This window comes from Chryseobacterium sp. L12, from assembly GCF_056133985.1.
The window spans coordinates 250,269-275,547 of record NZ_JBVYOF010000001.1 but is presented as its reverse complement, the minus strand read 5'-3'; the positions used below and the strand labels follow the sequence as shown (position 1 = coordinate 275,547).

At 34.5% G+C, this 25,279-nt stretch carries 21 protein-coding genes and 2 tRNA genes; 10 read left to right on the top strand and 13 right to left on the bottom strand.

What is annotated here, in order from left to right; translation table 11 throughout:
- Positions 1-159: 159 nt before the first annotated feature.
- The 4 genes from AC0NBN_RS01285 to rpsO form a co-directional block, all read right to left on the bottom strand.
- The gene (locus AC0NBN_RS01285) at positions 160-594 is read right to left on the bottom strand and encodes a cold-shock protein (protein ID WP_143884682.1); all 435 of its coding nucleotides are present in this window, start codon (positions 592-594) and stop codon (positions 160-162) included.
- Between the two features lie 629 nt (positions 595-1,223).
- A complete protein-coding gene (locus AC0NBN_RS01280) occupies positions 1,224-3,449 on the bottom strand; it encodes a polyribonucleotide nucleotidyltransferase (protein ID WP_160811504.1) in 2,226 nt (741 codons plus the stop codon).
- Positions 3,450-3,570: 121 nt separating this feature from the next.
- Complete coding sequence (locus tag AC0NBN_RS01275) at positions 3,571-4,767, bottom strand: acyloxyacyl hydrolase (RefSeq protein WP_474466597.1); 1,197 nt, start codon at positions 4,765-4,767, stop codon at positions 3,571-3,573.
- A 131-nt stretch (positions 4,768-4,898) separates the two neighbouring features.
- Positions 4,899-5,168 (bottom strand): 30S ribosomal protein S15, encoded by a 270-nt coding sequence (rpsO, locus tag AC0NBN_RS01270; protein ID WP_089745669.1) that lies wholly within the window; start codon positions 5,166-5,168, stop codon positions 4,899-4,901.
- A 159-nt stretch (positions 5,169-5,327) separates the two neighbouring features.
- Here rpsO and AC0NBN_RS01265 point away from each other — a divergent pair, with 159 nt between their 5' ends.
- From AC0NBN_RS01265 to tyrS, 4 genes are all read left to right on the top strand, one after another.
- Entirely contained in the window at positions 5,328-5,885 is a 558-nt protein-coding gene (locus tag AC0NBN_RS01265; protein ID WP_160812331.1) for a pyruvate decarboxylase, read from the top strand.
- A 76-nt stretch (positions 5,886-5,961) separates the two neighbouring features.
- The gene (gene mgtE, locus AC0NBN_RS01260; protein ID WP_160812332.1) at positions 5,962-7,284 is read left to right on the top strand and encodes a magnesium transporter; all 1,323 of its coding nucleotides are present in this window, start codon (positions 5,962-5,964) and stop codon (positions 7,282-7,284) included.
- Positions 7,285-7,307: 23 nt separating this feature from the next.
- Positions 7,308-8,045 carry an ABC transporter substrate-binding protein gene (locus AC0NBN_RS01255; RefSeq protein WP_143884687.1) on the top strand — a complete coding sequence of 246 codons (738 nt, stop codon included), beginning with the start codon at positions 7,308-7,310 and terminating at the stop codon, positions 8,043-8,045.
- 82 nt (positions 8,046-8,127) lie between these two features.
- Positions 8,128-9,423: a tyrosine--tRNA ligase gene (gene tyrS / locus AC0NBN_RS01250; RefSeq protein ID WP_143884688.1), complete on the top strand. Its 1,296-nt coding sequence runs from the start codon at positions 8,128-8,130 to the stop codon at positions 9,421-9,423.
- 71 nt (positions 9,424-9,494) lie between these two features.
- Here tyrS and AC0NBN_RS01245 read toward each other — a convergent pair whose 3' ends face one another.
- Complete coding sequence (locus tag AC0NBN_RS01245) at positions 9,495-9,941, bottom strand: hypothetical protein (protein WP_143884689.1); 447 nt, start codon at positions 9,939-9,941, stop codon at positions 9,495-9,497.
- 193 nt (positions 9,942-10,134) lie between these two features.
- Between AC0NBN_RS01245 and AC0NBN_RS01240 the strand changes: the two genes are divergently transcribed.
- From AC0NBN_RS01240 to AC0NBN_RS01230, 3 genes are all read left to right on the top strand, one after another.
- Positions 10,135-10,773 carry an alpha/beta hydrolase-fold protein gene (locus AC0NBN_RS01240; RefSeq protein WP_160812333.1) on the top strand — a complete coding sequence of 213 codons (639 nt, stop codon included), beginning with the start codon at positions 10,135-10,137 and terminating at the stop codon, positions 10,771-10,773.
- A 64-nt stretch (positions 10,774-10,837) separates the two neighbouring features.
- Complete coding sequence (locus AC0NBN_RS01235; protein ID WP_160812334.1) at positions 10,838-12,160, top strand: PDZ domain-containing protein; 1,323 nt, start codon at positions 10,838-10,840, stop codon at positions 12,158-12,160.
- 1 nt (position 12,161) lies between these two features.
- On the top strand, positions 12,162-12,686 hold the full coding sequence (locus AC0NBN_RS01230; protein WP_160812335.1) for a hypothetical protein: 525 nt from the start codon (positions 12,162-12,164) through the stop codon (positions 12,684-12,686).
- On the opposite strand, the gene AC0NBN_RS01225 is transcribed toward AC0NBN_RS01230, so the two are convergent.
- The 5 genes from AC0NBN_RS01225 to AC0NBN_RS01205 all read right to left on the bottom strand — a co-directional run bounded on the left by AC0NBN_RS01225 (position 12,683) and on the right by AC0NBN_RS01205 (position 15,682).
- Positions 12,683-13,708 carry a L,D-transpeptidase gene (locus AC0NBN_RS01225; protein WP_160812336.1) on the bottom strand — a complete coding sequence of 342 codons (1,026 nt, stop codon included), beginning with the start codon at positions 13,706-13,708 and terminating at the stop codon, positions 12,683-12,685. The two genes, AC0NBN_RS01230 and AC0NBN_RS01225, sit on opposite strands and share 4 nt — an antisense overlap.
- Positions 13,709-13,865: 157 nt before the next feature.
- A tRNA-Arg gene (locus AC0NBN_RS01220) sits at positions 13,866-13,939 on the bottom strand.
- Between the two features lie 32 nt (positions 13,940-13,971).
- A tRNA-Pro gene (locus AC0NBN_RS01215) sits at positions 13,972-14,046 on the bottom strand.
- A 238-nt stretch (positions 14,047-14,284) separates the two neighbouring features.
- Positions 14,285-14,614 carry a 2Fe-2S iron-sulfur cluster-binding family protein gene (locus AC0NBN_RS01210; RefSeq protein WP_143884694.1) on the bottom strand — a complete coding sequence of 110 codons (330 nt, stop codon included), beginning with the start codon at positions 14,612-14,614 and terminating at the stop codon, positions 14,285-14,287.
- 12 nt (positions 14,615-14,626) lie between these two features.
- The gene (locus tag AC0NBN_RS01205; protein ID WP_160812337.1) at positions 14,627-15,682 is read right to left on the bottom strand and encodes an NAD(P)/FAD-dependent oxidoreductase; all 1,056 of its coding nucleotides are present in this window, start codon (positions 15,680-15,682) and stop codon (positions 14,627-14,629) included.
- 149 nt (positions 15,683-15,831) lie between these two features.
- Here AC0NBN_RS01205 and AC0NBN_RS01200 point away from each other — a divergent pair, with 149 nt between their 5' ends.
- Complete coding sequence (locus AC0NBN_RS01200) at positions 15,832-16,602, top strand: DUF3108 domain-containing protein (protein WP_143884696.1); 771 nt, start codon at positions 15,832-15,834, stop codon at positions 16,600-16,602.
- A 619-nt stretch (positions 16,603-17,221) separates the two neighbouring features.
- Here the strand turns inward: AC0NBN_RS01200 and AC0NBN_RS01195 are convergent.
- Positions 17,222-17,863 carry a response regulator transcription factor gene (locus AC0NBN_RS01195; RefSeq protein ID WP_160812338.1) on the bottom strand — a complete coding sequence of 214 codons (642 nt, stop codon included), beginning with the start codon at positions 17,861-17,863 and terminating at the stop codon, positions 17,222-17,224.
- Between the two features lie 9 nt (positions 17,864-17,872).
- Positions 17,873-19,615 (bottom strand): sensor histidine kinase, encoded by a 1,743-nt coding sequence (locus tag AC0NBN_RS01190; protein WP_160812339.1) that lies wholly within the window; start codon positions 19,613-19,615, stop codon positions 17,873-17,875.
- 356 nt (positions 19,616-19,971) lie between these two features.
- On the opposite strand from AC0NBN_RS01190, the gene pyrF reads away from it, so the two are divergent.
- Positions 19,972-21,330, top strand: a complete 1,359-nt coding sequence (gene pyrF, locus AC0NBN_RS01185) for an orotidine-5'-phosphate decarboxylase (protein WP_143884699.1) — start codon at positions 19,972-19,974, stop codon at positions 21,328-21,330.
- A 160-nt stretch (positions 21,331-21,490) separates the two neighbouring features.
- The gene (locus AC0NBN_RS01180) at positions 21,491-24,310 is read left to right on the top strand and encodes a gluzincin family metallopeptidase (RefSeq protein WP_474466580.1); all 2,820 of its coding nucleotides are present in this window, start codon (positions 21,491-21,493) and stop codon (positions 24,308-24,310) included.
- A 55-nt stretch (positions 24,311-24,365) separates the two neighbouring features.
- Here AC0NBN_RS01180 and AC0NBN_RS01175 read toward each other — a convergent pair whose 3' ends face one another.
- Complete coding sequence (locus tag AC0NBN_RS01175; RefSeq protein ID WP_160812340.1) at positions 24,366-25,226, bottom strand: lamin tail domain-containing protein; 861 nt, start codon at positions 25,224-25,226, stop codon at positions 24,366-24,368.
- Positions 25,227-25,279: the final 53 nt, after the last annotated feature.

The window sequence follows — 25,279 nt, the reverse complement described above, 5'->3', positions numbered from 1 at the left end:
AATTATTTGTAAGGTTTTTTTGTTTTCAAAACATTCTACATTTTATCTTAAAAATAACATATAACTTCTGCAAAATACAAAAGCCATGATTTACTAAAAATCATGGCTTTTTTTTATTAGCTCAAATTTATCCAAAGATAAATCTGTCTTAAGTATTTTTTATTTTACCATCTTTATATTAACAGCAACAAAACCTTTCGGAGATTTTTCTTTTTCAAAAGAAACTTTGTTACCTTTTTTGATAAGTTCTAAGCAGTTATTGCTATGAAAAAATACATTTTCTTTTGAATTATCTTCTGTGATAAAACCATAACCTTTTTCACTGAAAAATGTTACAATTCCGGTTTTAATGGTTTCTTCAGCTTCAATAGGAGCTGCTCCCAGCTGAATATTGTTGATGTCAAAATCCTCATCATTATTTCTATCTGGTGGAGTGCTGGTCAGCTGACCGTTTGCATCCACATACATAATCATGTCATCAAGGCTTTTGCCTTTGTTGTTGCTTGTTTTACGCTCTTCTCTTTTCTGAGCTTTTTCTTTTGCTTTTTGTACTTTTTTCTTAAAATTTTCTTTTTTAGAGAAAGAATCCGCCATATATATGTAAAAATTTATTAGTTACGTGTTGATGTAAAAGATAAAACTCCACGCTGAAGTTTACCTCATTATACCCAAATACATTTCCCGATTAAATCAGAAAGGTAGTCTATTGTTTTTCAGTAATGAATAAAAGATTGCCGGCACAGGTATTTTTATGAAATAAACAGCGACATCTGAAATGTGAAAACTGAGAGAAAAATAATTGTTTTGAACTTAACCTTAAGTAAAAGCTGAAAACCTTTCTATTAATTGCTTCTGCAAATATACGACAAATATTTTTGGAAATCGTATTATGTAATAAGTTTTTAAATTTCAGCAACTTATCCCGTGAACATTTAGTACAATTATTTTTACAAAAAATAAATTATTCCCAATTGTAAAATTTTTTTTTACTTTATTTTTAATATTTCTAAATTTAACTTTTGCCTGTCGTATGTGAGACACTGGGTGCAATAAATTATTTTAATACTCTTGAAGATATTTTAAAATTAACTTGCTACTTAAGATGTACGTGAGCAAGATGTTTGCACCTGCGACGATATATTATCATATAACTATTTGCAATTTCATCAAACAATAAAAAACCACCAAATTATGGTGGTTCTATATGATTGATTAAACTAATCTTAAGCTTCGTTCAAAGGTTTGTGCTCTCCTGGATTACCCTTTCCTTCAGGGTTTACTTTTCCCTCCGGTTTCGGACCTCTCTGCTCACCTTCTTTCTTTTCAGGTCTTGGTGGTCTCGGTAATAAAACTTTTCTTGAAAGTTTCATTTTCTTACGATCATCGTAACCCATAAACTTCACTTCAACCTCGTCACCTTCAGCATAAGGAACTTTATCCAGACGCTTCCACTCTATTTCCGAAATGTGAAGTAATCCTTCCGTTCCTTTAGCAATGGCTACAAAAGCACCAAAATCCATCACTTTTACTACTTTCCCTTTGTAAACTTCGCCTACAACCGGTACAAAAGTAATTTCGTTGATTTTTGCAATTGCTTCGTTGATTTTTTCTCTGCTTACCCCGGAAATTTCAATTCTTCCGATTTCACCGACTTCCTCAATAGCAATTACCGTATCGGTATCTTTCTGCATCTGCTGGATGATTTTACCTCCAGGTCCTATCACTGCGCCAATGAAATCTTTAGGGATTTCCATCATCACCATTTTAGGAGCGTGCGGTTTCACATCTTCTCTTGGTTCAGCAATTGTTTCAGTGATTTTATTTAAAATATGAATTCTTCCTTCTCTTGCCTGCAGAAGAGCCTTTTCCATGATATCCATAGAAAGCCCCTGAATTTTGATATCCATCTGACAAGCGGTAATTCCGTCTGCTGTTCCGGTTACTTTGAAGTCCATATCTCCAAGGTGATCTTCATCTCCAAGAATATCAGAAAGAACAGTATACTTTCCTGTTTTCACATCTGTTACCAATCCCATCGCAATTCCGGAAACAGGCTTTGCAATTTGAATTCCAGCATCCATTAACGCCAGAGTTCCTGCACAAACTGTTGCCATAGAAGACGAACCGTTTGACTCTAAAATATCAGAAACAATACGGATAGTATAAGGATTTTCTTCAGGGATCATATTTGCCAAAGCTCTTTGAGCCAGGTTTCCGTGACCTACTTCTCTTCTGGAAGTTCCTCTTAAAGGTCTTGCCTCACCTGTTGAGAATGGCGGGAAATTATAATGCAGGAAAAATCTCTCATCATGCTGAGTCATTACGCTGTCTACCATATTGGCATCCTTAATAGAACCAAGTGTTACAGCAGTTAATGACTGCGTTTCTCCTCTTGTAAAGATAGCAGATCCGTGAGCTCCCGGAAGATAATCAATCTCGCTCCAGATCGGACGGATTGTTTCCGGATCACGACCGTCAAGACGGATTTTGTCATTCAAAATCATCTGACGCATCGCTTCTTTTTCCACATCGTGGTAATATACTTTTGCGAAAGGCGTTACCCTTTCCAGCTCTTCAGGATTATCTACATACTGAGAAAGAAACTCGTCTAAAACAGCTTTGAATTTCTCATGTCGTTCTTCTTTTCCTGAAGGTGTTTTTGCTACCTCATAAACTTTATCATAGGTTTCTTTCCACACTTTTTCACGAATGTCCTCATCATGAACTTCGTGGCTGTATTCTCTTTTTGGGAAAGCTTTTCCTACTTTTTCCGCTAATCTTTCCTGAGCTTCAACCTGTTTTTTGATTTCAGCGTGAGCAAAATTAATCGCTTCAAGCATTTCTGCTTCAGTAATTTCTTTCATCTCACCTTCTACCATCACGATAGAATCTTTGGTTGCTCCCACCATAATATCCAGGTCAGAGTTTTTAAGATCTTCAAAATTAGGATTGATAGAAAGTTTTCCGTCAATTCTTACAACTCTTACTTCAGACATGGGTCCGTTGAAAGGAATATCGGTAATGGCAATTGCCGAAGATGCAGCAAGACCTGCCAAATCATCAGGAATAGACTGTCCGTCATAAGAGATTAATGAAATCATAACCTGAACTTCTGCGTGAAAATCTTCAGGAAACAAAGGTCTTAGAACTCTGTCTACCAAACGCATGGTCAGGATTTCTTGATCAGATGGTCTCGCTTCTCTTCTGAAAAAATTTCCGGGAATTTTACCGCCTGCGTAGAACTTTTCTCTGTAATCTACCGTTAATGGCAGAAAATCTACACCCGGATTGGCTTCTTTATTGGCTACAACCGTTGCTAAAAGCATAGTTCCGCCCATTTTTACGACTACAGATCCATCGGCTTGTTTCGCCAGTTTCCCTGTTTCAATTGTGATTTCTCTGCCGTCTGCAAGAGTAATCATCTCTGTAATTGCTTGAGGTACACTCATAAATTTTTGTGACGCACTCCGTATTGAGTGCTTTTAAATTAATATATTTCGTCTAAATTTCGTTGCAAATTTAGTGTTTTTGTTTTAAATGATATTTTATAAATAATAATATCATTATGAATTAAAAATTATTCATCTTTTTATTGAAAATACGGTATCCTAACCGCCATTCTATATAGTCTGCTTTATGAAATTTAAATGATCTTAAACCGATTCCTATTAGGAAATTTTTTCCAATAGTGTATTGAAAGCCAACTCTCTGATAAAAAATTGTCTTATCATAACGGCGGTCTCCAGATTTTTTAAACAGATAAAATCCCGGCTGTAAATGAATATCAAATTTCGAAATCGAAAGTCGATAAGAAGGAAAAACATTCAGTAAAAGCTGTTCTCGCTTAAATCTTTTTGTACTTTGAATCACTCCATTTTCGTCCTGATAAAACTTATTGTTATAATCTTCGTCATACATCAAGCCGATTCCTAATCCGAGAGAAGATTTATAAGTAACCTGCCTGTGATAAACAGTCTCCATACCCCAGTTTTGATAATATCTTCCTTTAAACTTTTCTACTAAATCTACATCTTCGTATTCAAATCCTTCATCCTTTCCAAAAAAAATAGAATGTCTTATTCCGCCAAATACATTCACATCCAAAGTTGAATATTTATCAAATGCTGACAGAGTATCTTTCGGGGCAAATTCTCTTTCAGCAAAACGGTAGGTAAGAGAAAGATTAGAAGTAAATGCATTCAGACCTTTATTCGGATGCTTTAATGCACCATTTGAAAAATGATTAAAATTTAACCCTAATCCCAGATCTACATTTTTAGTAAGATAATATTTATAATTTGCTCCAAAGTTAATGTAAATACTCGCTGATGAGCCAAAAGTCTGATTGAGATAACCTTTTTCCAGATCAAAAGGCGTCCAGTTAAATGCAAATCCTGCACGAGTCTCATAATTCAATGAATGAGTTGGCGTTTCTTTAATTCTTCCCCCAAAAGTTCCGTAGACAGCAAAAGGCTCTCCCATCGCGCTGTTTTTTAGAAAATCATATGCTACAATACCTCCTCCGTAATAAGGTCTTCCGAATCTTCTGTGCCATTCTTTGCTTCCATCGGTCTGAACAGTAATTTCTGCAGAAGCTCCGACAAAATCTCTATGCTTAAGGTTTTTCAGATAATCATTAGTTCCTAAAAATTTTCCATACTGTAAGCTGAATGATGCCTGAAGATTAGACTTCTGAATACTGTCCTGCGCCTTCAGACAAGCAAAAGAAGAGATAAAAACGGCAATATATAAGTAAATGGATTTCAAATAGGTAGAATATTTTTTTAAGGAAAACAAAAATAAAAATTTATAATGAATAGCACTGCACCCATTTTGCTTTAATGCAAATAAAAAAAGCAACCTCTCTCGAAGTTGCTTGATTTTGTAATCTTTTCAGATTATTTTCTTAGACCAAGTTCAGCAATAATTGCTCTGTATCTTGTAATATCTTTCTTTTTAAGATAATCTAATAAGCTTTTTCTTTTACCTACCAGTTTCACCAAAGATCTTTCAGTATTGAAATCGTGACGATTTGCTTTTAAATGCTGAGATAAATGGTTGATTCTGTAAGTGAATAGAGCTACCTGTCCTTCAGCGCTCCCTGTGTCTTGTGCAGATTTTCCGTGCTTTGCGAAAATTTCTGCCTTTTTTTCTGATGTTAAGTACATTCCAATATTGTTTAATGATTATTATGTAACGGCTGCAAAAGTACAACTATTTTTTGTTTTGGACAATAATTTGATAATATAGTTTGTGTTGTATTAAAAAAGTATTCTTTAAATTATGTTACTTCATTAAAAGACAGTAATTTTACACCTTCAATAGAGATGAAGAAAATTTTATTATTTGCGGCAGCTTCTGCTGTTTTTATTATCGGTATCAATTCTGTAAAAGCACAGAAACCTTCTGGTCATGACAAAACCAAAAATATCTTATACTTTGATCCTGAAGTAGATCCGGATATTGAAGAAATCAAAGAGCCTACTAATCTTGCTTTTTTCACGGCTGTTTCAGACAAAATCAGCACTTTTCGCAAAAACAAAATGCTGAGATCCGAAACCCGCATTTCATACGACAGTATAGACAGCAAAACCATTTCAGAATACTGCAAAAACAATGATGCAGATTTCGCAATTGTGCCGAAAGTTAAATATTTTAAGGTTGGTCTCGGGAAATATGTCTTTTCTAATCAGGTTGTGGTAAGCATGAAGCTGTTTGATGCTGAAGGAAATCTTATCTCTTCATCCGATTATGATACCTATCGTAAAAACATGCGACTTCTAGGCTCCGCAGAAAATTCCATTAAAATAGGAACCAATGGCGCAATGAAAAGCATACTCAAAGAACTGAGAAAAATAAAACCGTCTTCTGAAGCAGGATTTTAAATAAACCTTAAATTTAGTCCTTCATTCTCCTATTCTAAAAATTTGAATTATTTTTGCATAGCAAAAAATTCCGGTTTTGAATTCTACAGACGAACTTATCTTTAATCCCGCCGATATTGCCGAAAGACTCAGTGAACTTCCTGCTGATGAAAGGCTTTTGGCATTTTTGAAAGTTCCAAAGCAGTATAAAGCCGAAGTTTTTTCACATCTTGATCCTGACTTTCAGGAAGAAACCATCCGAAGCATAGGAAGTGACGAGGTTTCTGAAATTCTAAATGAGATGACTCCGGACGACAGAACGGCTCTTTTTGAGGATTTCCCGGACGAGCTTATCAAATACTCCATCAATCATCTTAATCCTCAGGAAAGAAGAATCGCTTTAAAGCTTTTAGGCTATGATTCTGACTCTATTGCCCGTCTGATGACACCTTATTACATCCAGATCAGAAAAGAATGGACTGTAAAAAGATGTCTACAGCAGATAAAAAAAGTGGGTAAGCGGGTAGAAACCATCAATCATTTATATGTTGTAGATGAAAGAAACCGTTTAATAGATGATTTACAGCTGGGAAGTCTGCTCTTGGTGGAAGAAGACACACTGGTTTCTGAACTTACTGACAATCATTTTGTAGCCATCACCACAACGACAACAAAAGAGGATGCCGTACAATATTTTGAAAAGTATGACAGAACAGCTCTTCCTATCATCACAGAAGCCGGAGTTTTGGTGGGAATTGTAACCATAGATGATATTCTTGACCAAATTGAGCAGCAGAATACCGAAGATATTCAGAAATTCGGGGGTGTTGAAGCACTTGATGATCCATATATTCAGACACATTGGTTTGAAATGATCAAAAAACGCGGACTTTGGCTGATTGTTCTTTTCTTTTTACAGCTGATTACTGCGTCCGTAATGGGATTTTATGAAAATGAAATTGAAAAAGCAGTTGTTTTAGCATTATTTATCCCCTTAATCATTTCCAGCGGCGGAAATTCGGGTTCACAGGCAGCAACGTTGATTATCCGTGCAATGGCGTTACAGGAAATCACCCTGAAAGACTGGTGGACAGTAATGAAAAAAGAAATTGTCACAGGATTGGTTTTGGGAACTTTCCTCGGTGTTATCGGATTTTTACGAATCATGATATGGCACAAACTCGGTTGGTTTGATTACGGAACTTACTGGCTATTTATAGGAATCAGTGCAGGAATTTCTTTGGCAATGATTGTACTTTGGGGAACCATTTCGGGTTCTATGGTTCCGTTTATTCTTAAAAAATTCAGTCTTGATCCCGCAACTTCTTCTGCTCCTTTTGTGGCTACTTTGGTAGATGTTACAGGGCTAATTATTTATTTTACGATTGCAGCAATGTTTTTAACCGGAAAACTTTTGTAATTTTAGACCAAGTCTTATAAATTATGAAAGTGATTTCTCTGGTTCCTTCTATTACAGAAGCTTTATTTGATTTGGGTTTAACTGAAAACGAAGTCATTGGACGGACAAAATTTTGCGTTCATCCTGCAGAAAAGGTTAAAAATATTGAGATTATAGGCGGTACAAAAAATCTTAATACTGATAAGATTAAAAGTCTTAAGCCTGATTTGATAATCGCCAATAAGGAAGAAAACGTTAAAGAACAGGTAGAAGAACTGATGAAAGATTTCAAAATAATTGTTAACAATACGGAAACCATTGAAGACAATTACTACCTTTTGAAAAATCTGGGACTGATTTTTAATAAAGAAGAAAAAGCGCAGATTTTCAATCTTAAAATTTATGAAATTTTCAATCAGGTTCAATTAAAATCCAAAGTAAAAGCAGCTTATCTGATTTGGAAAAACCCTTATATGACAGTCGGTTCCGACACCTTTATTCATCATGTCTTATCAGAAATTGGCTTTGAAAATGTTTTTAAAAACAAAACACGATATCCCGAAATAGAAATTGCTGATCTTAGCGAAGCCGATGTTATTATGCTTTCTTCCGAGCCATTTCCTTTTAAAGAAAAACATATTCTGGAACTAAAAGAAATTTATCCTGATAAAAAAATAATCATTGTGGACGGTGAGGCATTTTCATGGTACGGAACGCATATTGCAAAATGTGAAAATTATTTTAAAAAGCTCATTACTGAATTTAATCAAATATTTCACTAAAAAATCTGCTCATAGAATCTTAATGCCTTCACTTTCTTAAAGGTTTGCTATCTTTGCACATTAATTTTTAAACTGAAAAATAATGAACTCTTTTATTGAAGAACTGAAATGGCGTGGTCTTTTTGCCGACATGATGCCCGGAACGGACGAACAACTGGATAAGGAAATGACAACTGCCTATATCGGGTTTGATCCTACTGCAGATTCTTTGCATATCGGAAGTCTCATTCAGATAAAAATTCTTGCTCATTTTCAGCAGCACGGTCACAAACCAATTGCGTTGGTAGGTGGTGCTACAGGAATGATCGGTGATCCATCAGGGAAATCTTCGGAAAGAAATCTTCTGGATGAGGAGACACTCCTATATTACGTTGATTGCCTTAAAAATCAGCTTTCAAGGTTTTTAAATTTTGAAGGAAATGAAACGAATAAAGCCGAACTGGTCAATAATTATGACTGGATGAAAAATATATCTTTTCTTGATTTTGCTAAAAATGTGGGTAAAAACATTACGGTAAACTACATGATGGCCAAAGATTCTGTAAAGAAAAGATTTTCCGGAGAAGCAGGAGCAGACGGAATGAGCTTTACCGAGTTTACTTACCAGCTGATTCAGGGATACGATTTTTTACATTTATACCAAAATAATAATGTAAAACTTCAGATGGGAGGTTCAGATCAATGGGGAAACATTACCACAGGAACTGAACTGATCAGAAGAAAAGCGCAGGGAGAAGCATTTGCATTGACTGTTCCTTTGATCACAAAAGCAGACGGCTCAAAATTCGGAAAGTCTGAGAGCGGAGAAAATTACTGGCTTGATAAAAAGAAAACTTCTCCATACAAGTTTTACCAGTTTTGGAGAAATGCAACCGATACAGATGCTGAAAGATTTATAAAGTTTTACACCTTTTTACCAAAAGAAGAGATCGAAGCTTTAACTGAAGATCACAAAACGGCTCCTCACGAAAGAAAACTTCAGAAAAGACTGGCTGAAGAAGTTACTGTTTGGGTTCACGGCAGAGAAGAATATGAAAAAGCATTGAAGGCTTCTGAAATCCTTTTTGGGAAATCTACTGCTGAAGATTTAATGGAATTAGATGAGCAAACCTTTCTTGATGTGTTTGATGGAGTTCCTCAAAAAGAAGTAATAAAAAGTGAAGTTTTAGGAGTAAATATTGTTGATTTACTATCCGAAAAAACCGGCTTTTTGAAATCTAAAAGCGAGGCAACAAGAGAGTTGAAAGGTAATTCTATTTCTGTAAACAAAGAAAAAGTGAACGAAGTATATACTGCTAATGAAAGCGATCTTATCGACGGTAAATTTTTGCTCCTTCAAAAAGGAAAGAAAAACTATTTTATCGTAAAAGCAATCTAATTTAAGAAACATAACACACTAAAAAAACCGCCTTTTTGGCGGTTTTTTTATATAGTTGTATGTTAATATTTTTACAATTCTAAGAAACTGTGAGCCACAGCTGCACTTTTTTCTCCGGTACCGGTAACTGTAGCTGTTTTTGCTACTTCTCCGTCAACATAAATAGTAACCGTAAGTGTTGCATCAGGATGAAGAAGTGTTGCATTGGCAGAAAAATTCAATTGAGACTGGCTTGAATTTACGAAAAAGTCTCCACTCGTCCATGTAAGACCTTTAGGGGCAAATATAGTTTCCTGTTTCGTTCCTACCTGAGTAACAACTGTTTTGAAAAGCTCAATAGGAGGAGTGGGAGGAGTGGTTCCGCCCGGAACTATTTTGGCTTCAAACTGCACAAGGTGATCCTGAAACTGGTCTTCGTCATCATCTTTACAAGAATTAAATACAGTAACTACAGAAAGTAATAATACTGCTAAAAATGAAAGTCTAAGTAAATTTTTTGATTTGTAAAATTTCTTCATTTCTCCAAATAGATTTTTAATGTTTCAAATATAGGTTTTTTATCAATATAAAAATAGCTTTTATGAAAAATTTCCAATAATGATTTGTAATTAATATCAAATCAATAAAAGGTTTTTGCATTAATTATTGCTGATTTATATAAAGTCGGTTTTAAAATCTTTCCTCAAATATAATTATATTTATCTTTGTTCTATGAATTTGAATTACATCGTAAGAGAACCGCAAAATATCACTTCCAATACACCAATTTTATTTATGCTTCATGGCTACGGCAGCAATGAGCAGGATCTTTTCAGTTTCAGAGAAAGTCTTCCTGAAGACTGGATCATTGTAAGTTTCAGAGCTCCGCTCTCCACAGAGTTTGAAGGATTTTCATGGTATGATATAGACTTTAACAATCCTGATAAATTTATAGATGTACAACAGGCAAATGAAGCTCTTGAGGCAGTTACGGAGCACATCATGACGATCATCAACAATTATGGGCTTACCGACAGCAAAACTCATCTTTGCGGTTTTAGTCAGGGTGGAATTTTATGTTATGCACTAGCTCTCAGATACCCTGAATTATTTAACCTTGTGGCTTGTCTCAGCTGTTATCCTGAGGAGAAGTTATTGACTGATATTGTAAGGAATAAAAAGAAACTGGAAAACTTAAGGTTTTTTATTTCTCATGGTACTGATGATGCAATTATTCCTTTAGACTGGGGCAGAAAGGCAGCTGAACTCCTTTATGATTTAAGCTGTTATTTTTCTTTCAGAGAATATATGAGTGGTCATGGAGTGAATCAGAAAAACTATATGGATCTGATGGCCTTTTTTTCTAAATAATTTTAAAACATTCTGAAAAGAATGTTTTTTTTATTTGTAATGAATAATTCATTAATTTCATTATATGAAATTGAGGTTTATTATATCGTTATTAGTTATGGGTATTTTTATCAATGCCCAAAACAACTTCGAAATAAAAGACGCAAAAAAAGTTGTCATTCCTTTTAAACTGATCAACAATCTTATTTTCATTCCTATTAATGTAAATGGAGTTGAACTTACATTCTTGCTGGATACCGGCGTTGTAGAAACTACAATCTTTAGCTTAGACAATAAAGAAATGCAGCTTTCATCTATGGAAAAAGCGAGGTTTTCCGGATTAGGCGGAACAAAAGTTATTGACGGGTTCAAATCTGATCATAATATTGGGAAAATAGGGAAAAACTACATTAATGACTCTCTTTTACTTTATGTTATTCTGGATGAGGAATTCAATATTTCACCTCATGTGGGAATTCCGGTAAATGGCATAATCGGATATCATTTTTTTAAAAATCATCCTGTTTTGATTGATTATATATCAAAGAAAATCACGGTTTATAATGATGAAAATCTATTTAAGAAAAAAATAAGAAATTGTAATGAACTGGAAATTTCTATTGAAAAAGATAAACCACACATTATTGCTGGTGTAGAAATGACCAATGAAAAAAAAGATTCAAAGCTTCTGATTGATCTGGGAAATAGTGACCCGATTTGGCTTTTCCCAACACTTATCAAAGATTTTGTGTATAACCGTCCGAATATTGAAGACTATTTAGGACGAGGATTTAACGGGGATATTTATGGCAAACGAAGCAGAATTCATAATTTCTATCTTGGGAATTACAAATTTTCAAAACCATTAACGGCAATGCCGGATGAATTTTCAATTCAGCACATCAATCTGGTAAAAGACCGGAAAGGCTCTGTTGGTGGTGATATCATGAGCAGATTTACCGTAGCATTTGATTACAGAAAAGAAAAAATTTATCTCCGTAAAAACAGAAATTTTGATGATCCTTTTCATTTTAACATGAGTGGATTAGATTTTAAACAAGACGGAATGCAGTGGGAAAAAGATTATATTACATTGGAAACCAATAATAAAAATAAATTTGGAGAAATACAGACCTTTAATAGTAATCTTCAATACAAATTTATATTAAAACCTCTTTTTTCAATCGCCGGAGTGAGAAAAGATTCTCCCGCTTACAAAGCAGGTCTGATGAAAGATGATCAGCTTATTTCCATCAACGGAAAAAAGACCGTAGATATGACCTTACACAAAATCATCGAAATGATGAAATCCGAGGAAGGAAAAACGATCAAAATGATTATTACACGAAAAGGATTGCAGCGGGAATTCTCTTTCGTTCTAGAAGACCCAATCCCTTATCAAGAATAACATGGAAACACAAGAATCAACCTTAGACAAAATCCGGAATCGTCCCAGATTTAAAATGTTTACTCATCTCAGCAAAGAAGAATATGCTGATAATCTGAAAAAATATTTAACGGAACATAGAAATGAATTCCGAGGCAATGTCAATAAAGAAATGGCAACAATTACTGTTTCTACAAAAGAAGACAATTATTGGAAACCCTGTCTTTCTCTGAGAACCGAAATGGATGAAGGAGTTACGGTTATAAGAGGCGTCTTCGGTCCCAGTTCTGCTGTCTGGACTTTCTTTATGTTTCTGTATTTCCTGTTTTCTATTATGTGGATGACTTTTTTCACGATGTACTATGTAGAATCACAGATCAACAGCCATGAATTTCCTTGGGCACTGAATGCCTCATTTGTGATGCTTTTACTGATTGCAGCTACCTATGCAGCAGCCAGATTTGGTCAGCATAAAGCAAAAGATGAAATGCAAAAGCTCAGAAATTTCGCAGAGGAATCTACTCTTAAGTTTGAGAAAAATAATTAATTTTCAGCAGGTTCGGATTCTTTCAGAATAGCTTCAGATGCTTTTGCAGCTTTGATCGAATCTGCTACTTTTTCCCTGTTGCTTTGTTCATTGATCATTTTTTCTACATGCGGCTGAACAATTTTTGTCATTTCTTCCACAGAAATATTATTAGCGTTCGGATCATCCAGAAGTTTTCTCCATGGCTTTCTTTCCCCCCAAGGATAGTCTCCAAAAACCAACACCGGTGTTCCTTTCGCTTTTGTAGTTGCGCCACCCGGATTCAAAATCCATGTATCAGCATAGCTGTAAAGCCAGATCGCATCATTCATCAACAATCTTAGACAAGAGTGGGAAGCAGGATATCCCGGAAGATCATACTGATGCCAGCCAATTCCGTGCGTATTGTGGATATTAAAGTTATAAGGAAGTTTCCACTCACTTTTCACAGTAGAAATTGCCAGCTTTTTTTTCCAGTTGGCAAACATGAGACCTCTATCGGTTTGTGCCGTTTTCTTGCCCATACTTGTAGGTCCCCATTTTACTAAAGTTCCGTTAGAATAAACTGCATACGCTTGAATTGGATAGGAAAAAACAACAAACTTTTTCACCTCGTTTAATACATCAAGCTGAAGAGGAAATGGCGAATATGCCATTAATGTAGTATCAATTTTTGCAGGAACAACTAATGTATCAGAATTCCACTTGCTTTTAGAATCAAGCCTGTTCAAAGCTAAAATAGCGTATCGTTCTTTTTCATTATATTTTTTGCTGAAAGCTGCATATACAGAATCACGCTTTTTCTTATCGTTTGGAATTGCCAATGCATTATAAAAGCCATTTTCCTGAATTACCGGCGGAGAAGACTCCTGTGCCTGCTCTGTTTTTATAGAATCCGGATCAGATTCACTTTGGGCAATTGCTTCTGATGCCGTAGTTGTTTGATTGTCAGTATTATTAACTTCTTCTTTTTTACATGAAATTATAAATATTGCAAAAAGCAAAGTATAAAAGAAAGATTTAGTCAAGGTATATTTTGTCATATAAATAAAAATTCATTTTGAATCTGCGATGTAATTTGCAAATATTAGACCTAAATTACTAAGAAATACAATACCTTCAATTTTAAGCTTAAATTTATAAGAATTTTTAAAACTCATGTAAAAATAAAAAAACCTTACAAATAATTGTAAGGTTCTGTGAGCGCGAAAGGATTCGAACCTTTGACCGTCTGCTTAGAAGGCAGATGCTCTATCCAGCTGAGCTACGCACCCATTTGTAATTTTGAGAAAATTATCGAAAACTGTCGGGGCGGCAGGATTCGAACCTGCGACCTCCTGGTCCCAAACCAGGCGCGATGACCGGACTACGCTACGCCCCGAATTGAGGTCATCTTGTAAACAATCAACTTGTTTTTTGTGGGTGCAAAATAACGCATTTTTTCCAACACAAACAAATAAAAACACTGATAATTTTAAAACTTTTAGAGATATAAAATTTAATCTTGTTTAAAGCAATAATTATCAGCTCATTATGACGAAAAAACCCATTGGCTATTTCCTTAAAAAAGCCGCACCATTGTATATGATGCGGCTTCTTATTTCATAAATGTATTTATCTTATGGATACGGGGCAATTTCTACTTCTAAACCTTCCATCTCTGAACATATATGAAGCTGACAGCCCAATCTGCTGTTGTCCTGCACATGAAAAGCTTCGCCCAACATAGCATCTTCTTCTGCACCCATTTCTTGAAGACCGGGGTTATTAATGACATATACCTGACAAGAAGCACACATTGCCATTCCTCCGCACACTCCTATAGTTCCTTCTTCTGCCAATTCGTAAGAACGGATGATCTCCATTAAATTCATTGACATATCCGTAGGTGCTACAATATCATGCGTAACGCCTTCCCTATCCGTAATTTTGATGTTTATATCTGACATAATTCAACAAAATTAGTCAATTTTTTTGACAACCGCTTTTTCAGCTTCTTTTCTGCTGCCGTCAAATCCGTCAACTCCGCTTACCGTTGTATATTTTAAAACAAATTTTTTTCCGGGATTCAATCTGTTGTAAGCACTTTGGCACATCAATGTCGCTTCATGGAATCCGCACAGAATCAACTTTAATTTTCCAGGATAAGTATTGATGTCACCAATTGCATAGATCCCGTCAATATTGGTCTGATAATCTAAAGCATTATTCACAACGATAGCATTTTTCTCAATATTGAGTCCCCAGTTTCCAATTTCACCTAATTTTGGAGTTAGCCCGAACAGAGGGATAAAATAATCTGTTTCAATATCTTCTGCTTCCTTCCCGTCAATCTGTACCGTGATTGCTTCTACTTTTCCGTCTCCTTTGATTCCCGTTACTTCAGCCGGTGTAATAAGTTTTATTTTACCCTGATTTTTAAGATCCTGTACTTTTTCAACAGAATCCAAAGCCCCACGAAATTCATTTCTTCTGTGGATCAGTGTTACCTCACTTGCTACGTTGGAAAGGAAAATACTCCAGTCAAGTGCAGAATCTCCTCCACCTGCAATCACTACTTTTTTATTTCTGAATTGCTCAGGTTCTTTTACAAAATATTCTAAACCCTTCTCCTCATAGTCTGCAACATTTTCAATGGTTGGCTTTCTAGGCTCGAAAGTCCCAAGTCCTCCTGCAATAGCAATAGCTTTTGATCTGTGAACTGTGCCTTTATTCGTTATTACTTCAAACCATTCATCATCAACTTTTGTATAAGAAACAGCTGTTTCTCCCAAAGTAAAACCTGGCTGAAACTGCTTGATCTGTTCCATTAAATTATCAATCAACTCTCCTGCATTTACAGAAGGATAACCAGGAATATCAAAAATCGGTTTTTTAGGATACAACTCTGCCAACTGACCTCCCGGCTGTGGAAGCGCATCAATAATATGGCATTTCATTTTAAGCAATCCTGCTTCAAATACAGCAAAAAGTCCCGTTGGTCCTGCTCCGATAATTAATATATCCGTAGTAATCATAATTTGACGATTATTTAATAATTTGTATTCGCAAATTTACTAATTTTAATGCGAAGCATATTTAGGATTGCCTAAATAAAAAACTGAGATTTATCAAAGACACAAAAACATGTCCGGAAAATTGGCAATGTTTTTGTAAAATGTAGATTATGAAGAAAATACTCATTATTGTAACCACTATTATATCATTTTTAGGCTACTCCCAACTTACCAATATTTCAGACGGCGAATCTTTAAGTTTAAGAATTCATTATGGTTTTCTCAACGCAGGCTACGCTAATCTTACCACTAAAAAAGTTAATTATAACGGCTCACCTCATCTTTATGTAAAAGGTACCGGACAAACAACCGGAGCCGTGAGAGCTTTTTTCAAAGTAGAAGATTTATATGAAAGTTACATTAATATTGCCACAGAACTCCCAAGTTTCTATGTGAGAAATGTACGGGAAGGTAGTTACACACAACATTTGCAGACGGTGTTTAACCACAATAACAACACATTGATATTAACGGATAAGAAAACTCCTGCTAATGGTTCAAAAACCATAAAATCCGTAAAGGGAGTTCAGGATATGCTATCGTGTTTCTATTATCTGAGAAGCAAAACACCTGCTGAACTTAAGATTGGAACTGTCATCAACATGAATGTATGGATTGACGACGAAATGTTTCCATTTCAGTTGAAAGTTACCGGAACTGAAAACCTGAAAACAAAATTCGGAACTATTAATTGTCTGAAAATAATTCCGTCAGTAAAAAGCGGCAGAGTTTTCAAAGAAAAAGAAGGTGTTACTATGTGGGTGAGTAACGATTATAATCACATCCCGATTCTTTTGAAGGCAGAGCTTGCCGTGGGATCTTTAAAAGCGAGTATTGATGAGTTTAAGAATGTAAAATATCCTTTGAAATTTACAAAATAACATGGCATACGATTAATACTTCTGAATAAAGACTAAATTATCTAAGTATAATATAAAACAAAAATGCTGTTTCATAGTTTACGAAACAGCATTTTAAATTATCTAAAATTTGCTTATAGCCGAAGAGTTAGTATCACCTGTATTGATTACAGAGCTTAAAGCTCTGTAATTATACTAAGGCATTTTTCAGTCATTTGTGAATACTTGAAAACTATTTAGTTTTAATATCTATTACAGAGTGGGATGTTCTGCAATAGAAAAGTGGTAATTAATTTGTGTTTATAGAACCGTATCTGATTTCGAAAATATCTCTACAGAGTTTTTGGCTCTGTAGAGAAGATTTAATTTTTTTTCGCATTTGTGTTTTAAACTACCACCAAAAAATTTTTCTTTCTTTTTTAATTTGATTAAATAACCAGATTAAATTTGTGTCTTTATTAAACCCATCATTGATTTTCGTATGATCAATTTTGATGTTGTAAAATTACCAACATCAGCAAGTCTGGGCAAAAAAAAACAATAGATAGAATTCGATACGGTTGTAGATATTTATCTACAAAGAATAAAACACAAAATTAAAACTAATTAAACTATTGAAAATCAAGACTATTAAATAAAACTAATGACTTGATTTGAGCAGCTCTATGAGTTCAACAATATTATCAATTTCCAGTTTTTCAAAAATTCTTTTTTTGATAGTACTTATCGTGTTTTGTTTTACATCAAGAATATTGGCTATTTCCAGATTTCCTAATCCTTTTGCATACATTTCAGCGATTTGAAACTCTCTTTGTGTAAGTCTTTGCAAAGGATTTACAGCACCGGGATTGTTTATTGACTCCAACAATACCGTTTGTGTAACTGATGATAAATACTTTCCTTCTTTATATATTTTCAAAACAGCATTTTTAGTTTCTTCCTCTTCACTCATTTTACTCAGGAAGCCGTTGGCTCCTGCATTAATATATCTTAGGGAATTTGACTGTTCATCAAGTCCTGAAAAAACCAGAATTTTGGTTTTGGGGCTTAGCTTTTTTATTTCAGGAATAATACTTAAACTGTTTCCGTCGGGAAAAACAGCATCTATAATAACAATATCAATCTCTTCATTTTCGATTGTGTTCAAAACCTGCTTGAGATTTGATGCATGAAAAATATTTCCCTCCCATCCTATATCTTCAATGACAAATTCCATCCCCTGTCTTATAAGGCTATGATCGTCTGCTAATAAAAAATTGATATGATCGTTTTCTGAATACATGATTTCAAGCTAATGTTTAACCTCTAAATTAATACTGAAAGAAACTGTAGTGCCTTGGTTTTGCTCACTTTCAACTGAAATACTTCCATTGTAGAGTTCTACAAGTTCTTTGCAAAGACTCAATCCTAAACCTGCTCCCAGATTTTCAACTTCCGTAGATAAAACGCCCTGATAATAAGGTTCAAAAATATTTTTCAAATCAGTCTGAGAAATCCCTACTCCAGTATCACTTATCTTTGCGGTAAGAACAACTGTGTGATCATCTAAAAACTCTGATTTTGTATTAACTGTGATTTTTCCGTTTTCAGTAAACTTATTGGCATTCCCCAATATATTCATAAAAATCTGATTAATCTTGGTATTATCTGAAAACACCTCAATATTTTTATCAATTTCCTGATTAACAACAAATTGATTATTTCTCGTTTCAATGTACGGCTCCATCGAATTCATAATAGACCAAATCTCATGATTGAGATTAAAAACTACAGGAATGATTTTATTTTCAACATGCTGGTTTTTGGTATATTCCAAAATCTGATTTGCCTGCATAAGCAGTGTATTGTTTGTAAAACTAATAGATTTCAGATATTCTTTAATGCTTTCATCATTTGTTTTCTTATTGATTCTGTTGATAAAAAGCCCGATAATTTTCAAAGGTGATCTCAGTTCATGGCTCAGCATACCCAAAATTCTGTTTTTAAAATTAAGGTTCTCTTTGATCTGAAGATTTGCGGCACTTAATCTTTGCTCGTAAACAAATGCAATTCTTGTAAGAAGCATGATAAGAACAGATACAATAAACATGAGTATCATTGCTCCGAAAATGAGATTGGTCCTGATTTTATTGTTTTTTGAATTTTGTTTCTCGTATTCTTTTTCAAGATCAGTTTTTGAACTTTTTATTGCCTGCTCATACATACTCATCAATCCTGTACTGTAGACAAATAGATTATTAAATACCTTATAAAATTTATCGTTATTATTTCTGGAATTATTTACTCTTACTTTTATCTTTTTATCTTCTACTAAATAATGATTGTTAACGACTTTCAAAATACTGTCAAAATCTGCCTTAATGCTTCTTGAAGTAGGCATTACTCCTTGTTTTACAGTGACGACAACGCTGTCTTTTTCTCTTTCACCTTTACCTGAAATTGCATCTCCCAAACGTCCGAAAAGCCCTTTCTTCCGGATTGTATCTTTAAAAACCTTTGTATCTAGTACAAAATCAAACTTGTCAAAATCATAATTTAAAGAATATTTTCTAAATGGAGGAAGATCAGAATTGTTTATTCTAAAATCAGGCTGAGCAGAATATTGATAAGTTGAATCTATAAGCTGCTTCAGTTCACTTACATTTGAAGATGAGTTTGGGGCAGGTTTTGAAATTTCTTTTATTTTCGGAAATTTATTTTCGTAATTATTGATGACATCTAAATTTTTATCTAAAGTATTAAGAGATCTGAAATAGGAATCAAGATAAGATTCATCTTTAGTCTCCATATATTTCTGAAGATATTCCTGTGCTGTGAGCAATTCGTTTTTTGAATTATCTGTGAGATTTTCAAGAGAATGAATCTCCTCCAGCTGCTTTTTTATGAAAGATAAATTTTTACTTTTGATAAATTCATTGTAAAAAAACGCGGCAATAATAAGCTGGATCAGCAAGATACATACAATAAGGGAATAATGAACGATTTTTCTGTACCGGAATCCAAATGATTGCGATGAATTATCTTTTTTATTCATATTGACAGGTAGTTGAAAGTTTCTGTGTGGTACTTATAGGTGTAAAATTAAACATAATATTAAAAAAATCATCCTGTTTTGATATAAAAGTTATATTAAAATAATTAATCCCTATCTAACCAAATGGTTATATTTCATAATATTTCACACAAAATATACTAGAAAGCGACAATGCAACAACTTTTACTATCATATACCTAAAAAACCGTAATCTGTTTTTAAAGTATTAAAAACACTAAGAACCAACAATTTAAAACTGACCATAGCTTAAAAAACTATATTTTAAGTTGTAAAGCATAATTATCAAGTGACGTTTAACATCAAATCCTTAAATTTGCAACATCTAATAAAAAATAATGGAAAGTAAAAAAGAATTCTTTTTGGAGTGCTACAAACTCGGCATTATCAAATTCGGAAGATTTACGCTGAAAAGCGGCATCGAAAGTCCTTTTTATGTAGATCTAAGACCACTTGCTTCAGATCCTAAAATTTTAAAAAATCTTGCCAATTACCTTTTGGATATGCTTCCATTAGATAATTTTGATCTGATCTGCGGTGTTCCTTATGCAGCACTTCCGATGGCAACTGCAATGTCTCTGGAAAGCTACATTCCATTAATTATTAAAAGAAAAGAAGCGAAGGAATACGGAACAAAAAAAATGATAGAGGGTATTTATCAAAAAGGACAAAACTGTCTTTTGGTAGAAGACGTTATCACCTCCGGAAAATCTTTGATAGAAACCATCGCTGAAATTGAGCAGGAAGATATAAAAGTAGCCGATATTGTTGTCGTTCTTGACAGAGAACAAGGCGGTAAGCAATTGCTGGAAAGCAGAGGTTACAGAGTTCACACTTTATTCAACATTTCTGAAGTTTGTAGTATTTTACAGGAAAACGGTGATCTTTGTGATGATGAGGTACAGAGAATTAACGATTTTCTTAAGGGAAATCATATTCAGTTCGAAGAAAAAACCAGACTCTCTTATCAGCAGAAATTTGAACTTGCACAACATTCCGTTTCAAAAAAATTATTAGAAACTGCTTTGGCAAAAGAATCAAATCTTATTGCTTCTGCCGATGTAACGACAACTCAGGAACTTCTTGAGCTCGCAGACAAAGTAGGACCTCATATTATTGCTCTAAAAACGCATATTGATATCATCTCCGATTTTGATTATCAGAATACGATTCTTCCTTTAAAAGAAATTGCTTCAAGGCATAAATTCCTATTGATGGAAGACCGAAAATTTGCTGACATTGGAAATACACAGGAACTGCAGTTTACCAGCGGAGTTTTCAGGATCACCGACTGGGCAGATTTTGTTACATCTCAGGTAATTGGCGGTTTTGAATCTTTAGACTGCTTCAAAAATGTTGGTGTAGTTGCTATTATCGGAATGTCTTCCAAAGGAACTTTAACTTCAAATAACTACCGCGAAGAGGCACTGAAAGTTGCACTTTCTCATCCTAATGTGATTGGCGGAGTTTCACAAAATCCAGTTCCTGAAGATATTTTGCTGTTTACTCCCGGAGTAAACCTTGCAGATTCGGGTGACGGAAAAGGACAACAGTACAATACTCCTGAACACGTTTTTAAAACACTGCACACCGATTTCATTATCGTAGGAAGAGGAATCTACAAATCTGACAATCCTGAAACAGCCGCAGCGACATACAAAAATGCAGGCTGGAATGCTTATCTGAACTCTTTGTAATAAGAAAACAGTCTATATTATATCCTGAAAGTGGTCTTTATTCTCAAAGTCATTTTCAGGATTTTTTGTATCTGAATATTTAAAATTTTAACAATAATCCTGAATAAAAAGGTATTTGATTTGATATAAAATACGCTATATTTGAAGCTTTATCAAAACATTGAAAAAATTTTTCCTAAGTAGTATTTTATTTTTGTGGGTTGTGCAGGTGGATGCTCAAAAAGACAGCATTTCTATTGATGCGCAACTATCGTCAGACAAAAAAACCTTCGAAATAAGCCAGCAGATCGTTTATCATAATCATTCTGATAAAGATCTCAACAGTATAAAACTGCTCAACTGGACGGCAGCTTACAACAAACGCGGAACATCTCTGGTATACAGAAAACTTGAAGACAGGAACTACAGTCTTCATTTCGCAAAAAAACAGGAGCTGGGAAAAGTCTTAAATCTAGAAATCAACAGTACAGACAACAACCCTGTTCTTATGAATAAGACATCAGAAGAAAATCTTTTTCTGGCACTGAACCAGCCTCTGCATCCCGGAGAAAAAATCAAGCTAAACCTACATTACATAATACAGCTTCCCGACAAAAAATTTACCGGATACGGAACTTCTGCACAGGACATTGCTTTAAAATATTTCTTCATAGTACCGGATCATTTTGATGCTGAGAATAATACCCGAAGAAATTACCACGATATAGAAGAATCGGTAAATTTTAATACTTATTGGAAGGTAAAATTTAGAAATAATGGCAACTTTTTTATCGAAAGTAATCTCTCTGAGAACGAACCCAATTCATTTCAGGGATACCTTGATTCTGATCCGGAGTTTCTTCTGACTAAGAATGAATTTCCGTCCATTAAAATTAGCACAAATGATATAAAAACCGAAATACAGTTTGGCTATCCTCTTAGTCCTCAGGAAATTGAAAATCTTGAATTTTATCTTCCGCTACAACTAAAATTTATTAAAGAAAGAGTGGGGATTATTCCGGAAAAACTGTTCATTTCAGATAAATTCAGAGCAAAAGAAGATTTCTTCGGAAATAACGATATCAAATTTTGGAAATTCAGGTTTAAACTTTTTTCAGATGCAGAAAATGCAGATCTGGATTATTTTGGGATCATCAGCAAAAAAATTCTTGACGAAAACATCATCACATCCAAACAGGAAAATCACTGGTTCAAGAATGGTTTAAAGTCTTATCTTGAAATTCAGTATCTTAAAAAATTTTACAGCGAGGCAAAACTTCTGGGGAAACTTCCGGAAACAAAAATTTTGGGAGTAAAACCGCTAAAATTATTTCATGCCTCGAGAGTAAAACTTTTAGACAGATACGGGTTGGCTTACCAATACATTCTTTCGCAAAACCTTGATCAGAAAATTGACGAACCTTTTACTGTATTGAGTAACTTTAATGATATGGCGATCAGCAGCTTTGAAACAGGAACCCTTTTCAGCTATACTGCCGATAAAATGGGAGAAGAAAAATTCAATACGCTTGTCAAAAATTATATTGCAGAAAACACCGACAGACAGATAAATCCTGACGACTTCCTGGATCAGCTGGCAAAAGAAGAAACTTCTTCCGAATACCTCAAAAGTTTCATAGACAGAAAGCATCGGGTAAATTTCAGACTGAAAAATTTCAGAATTGAAAATGATTCCCTGAATATTAAAATTGTTAAAAACACAGACGAAAATATTCCTGTAAAGCTGGAAACCCAGACCAAAGAAGGCACCAGAACTCCCTATTGGATTGAAACAGAAAAAAATGAACGCCTGAAAACAGTACAGCTTCCCGCCGAAGATGTTTATAAAATCACTTTAAACAATGATTACATTTTCCCGGAAGCCAATTACCGTGATAATTTCCTTTACACAAAAGGACTTTTTTCCAATGCAAAAAAAATTAAATTTAAGCTGATTAAGGATATTCCGAATCCTGAATTTAATGAAATTTATCTCAACCCGAGAATCCGTTTTACCAACACTTATGATAAGTTTCTCATCGGGATGAATTTTAAAAACCAATCACTTTTTGATCAGAAATTTTTATATTCCATTACGCCGTCATACAGTACCGGGACAGGAAAACTTACAGGTTCGGGCGCGGTCTCCTACTCTTTTCTTCCTGCTGAAAGCGTGATACAGAGACTGACTTTTGGGGTTTCAGGATCATATTTCCACTATGATTTTGATTTAGCTTATCAGAAGAATTCTTTGTATTCCAATATCAGCTTCAGAAAAAATCCGAGAAGCACTGTAAGTCGCGGATTAGGAATCTCTTATACCTATTTTCAACGTGATCTAAGTCCGAAAATGATTGCAGAAAATGACTACGGCAAATATAACTTATGGACGATTGGTTACGGATACACTGATAATCAGATGATTCATGAGAAAAGTTTCAGCATCAGTACGCAGGGAATGGAAGACTACAACAAAATTACCGCAGAAGGCTTTTACCGATGGGAATTTGCTCCCAGACAAAAGCTCAGCCTGAGACTTTTTGCAGGTTATTTTGCAAGAAACGAAACCAGAAACAATACTTTTAATTATGGAATTTCGAGAGTCTCAGATTACTCATTTTCCTATAATCTATTAGGACAAAGCGCAACAGAAGGAATTTTATCACAACAGTTTATATTGGCGGAAGGCGGTTTCAAATCTTTTATCCCGGGAAGTGTAAACCAGTGGATTACGACATTCAATGTAGACTCCAGTGTATGGAAAATTTTTCACGTTTATGCCGATGCGGGTTTATACAAAAATAAAAATCAGCCGACCCAATTTATTTGGGACAGTGGGTTAAAAGTACGTGTTATTCCTGATTTTCTTGAAGTATTTTTACCGGTACAGTCTTCTTTGGGATTTGAACCCGCATTCAAGGACTATGGAAAAAGAATACGCTACACACTAATCCTGAATCTGAGTACAATTATTAATGCTGCGAGAAGAGGATGGTATTAAAAAAGAAGCAGCAATCTGAGATTACTGCTTATATAATGTTTAAAATAAAACTGAATTAGTCTTTTATAATTTTTTGTGACACCGGCTGGTCATTAATCATACCTGTTACAATATAATTCCCTTTTTGCAGTTCAGCAACATTTAAAGAGAGGTTATTTCTTACCGAAGAAGTTTTTACTAACTGACCTGATAGCGTATAGATTTTAATATCTTTTACTTCTGTTCCGAATACAATTTCATCATTTTTAACAAAAGTATTCTGCACAAACATATTCTTCATTGAAGTATTTTGCAGATCATTTACTGCTAAAGTTCCTGATGACTGAGGAGTTGGAAGTGTGATCGTAAAATCAACATTATTGTTATTGGTATCACCATTTGTTCTTGTAATAGAATTTAAAATCGTTGGTGATGGTGCTGCTCCTGCTCCTTCATACTGGTTGGCAAGACCGTAACCTACGAAATCTAATACATTCGCTGCTGTAGGTCCGGTCACCTGTGTTGCATTGCTGGCTAAAGCCACTTTTCCTGAAGTAAGTGCAAGACCAACACCTACCCCTACAGCTGGAGAACCATTAAAATTCAAAAGAACACTTACAATTAGATTAGGGTTTATTAAGTTAATCAGTCCTCCTAATCCGTCAGATCCTTGCTGAATAAGATAAGTTTGTCCGGGAGCGAGACTAATATTCGGTAAATTATTGTATTGGGTAAAAGCTCCTGTTGAAGATGCATACTGGATAGTTGCACCATTTAGAGAAGCTGTAGAATTACCTATATTTTTCAGTTCTATAAAATCATTGGTAATTGCGGCTCCTAAAAGTCCGCCTCCGGTATAGATTTCATTAATTACAATCTGAGCATTAGAAAATGCTGATATCGATACAAGCCCGATAAAAGTAAATACTTTTTTCATAATATTTTATTTTGGTGATTGTCATAAAAAGTCCAAAAACAATACCAAATACA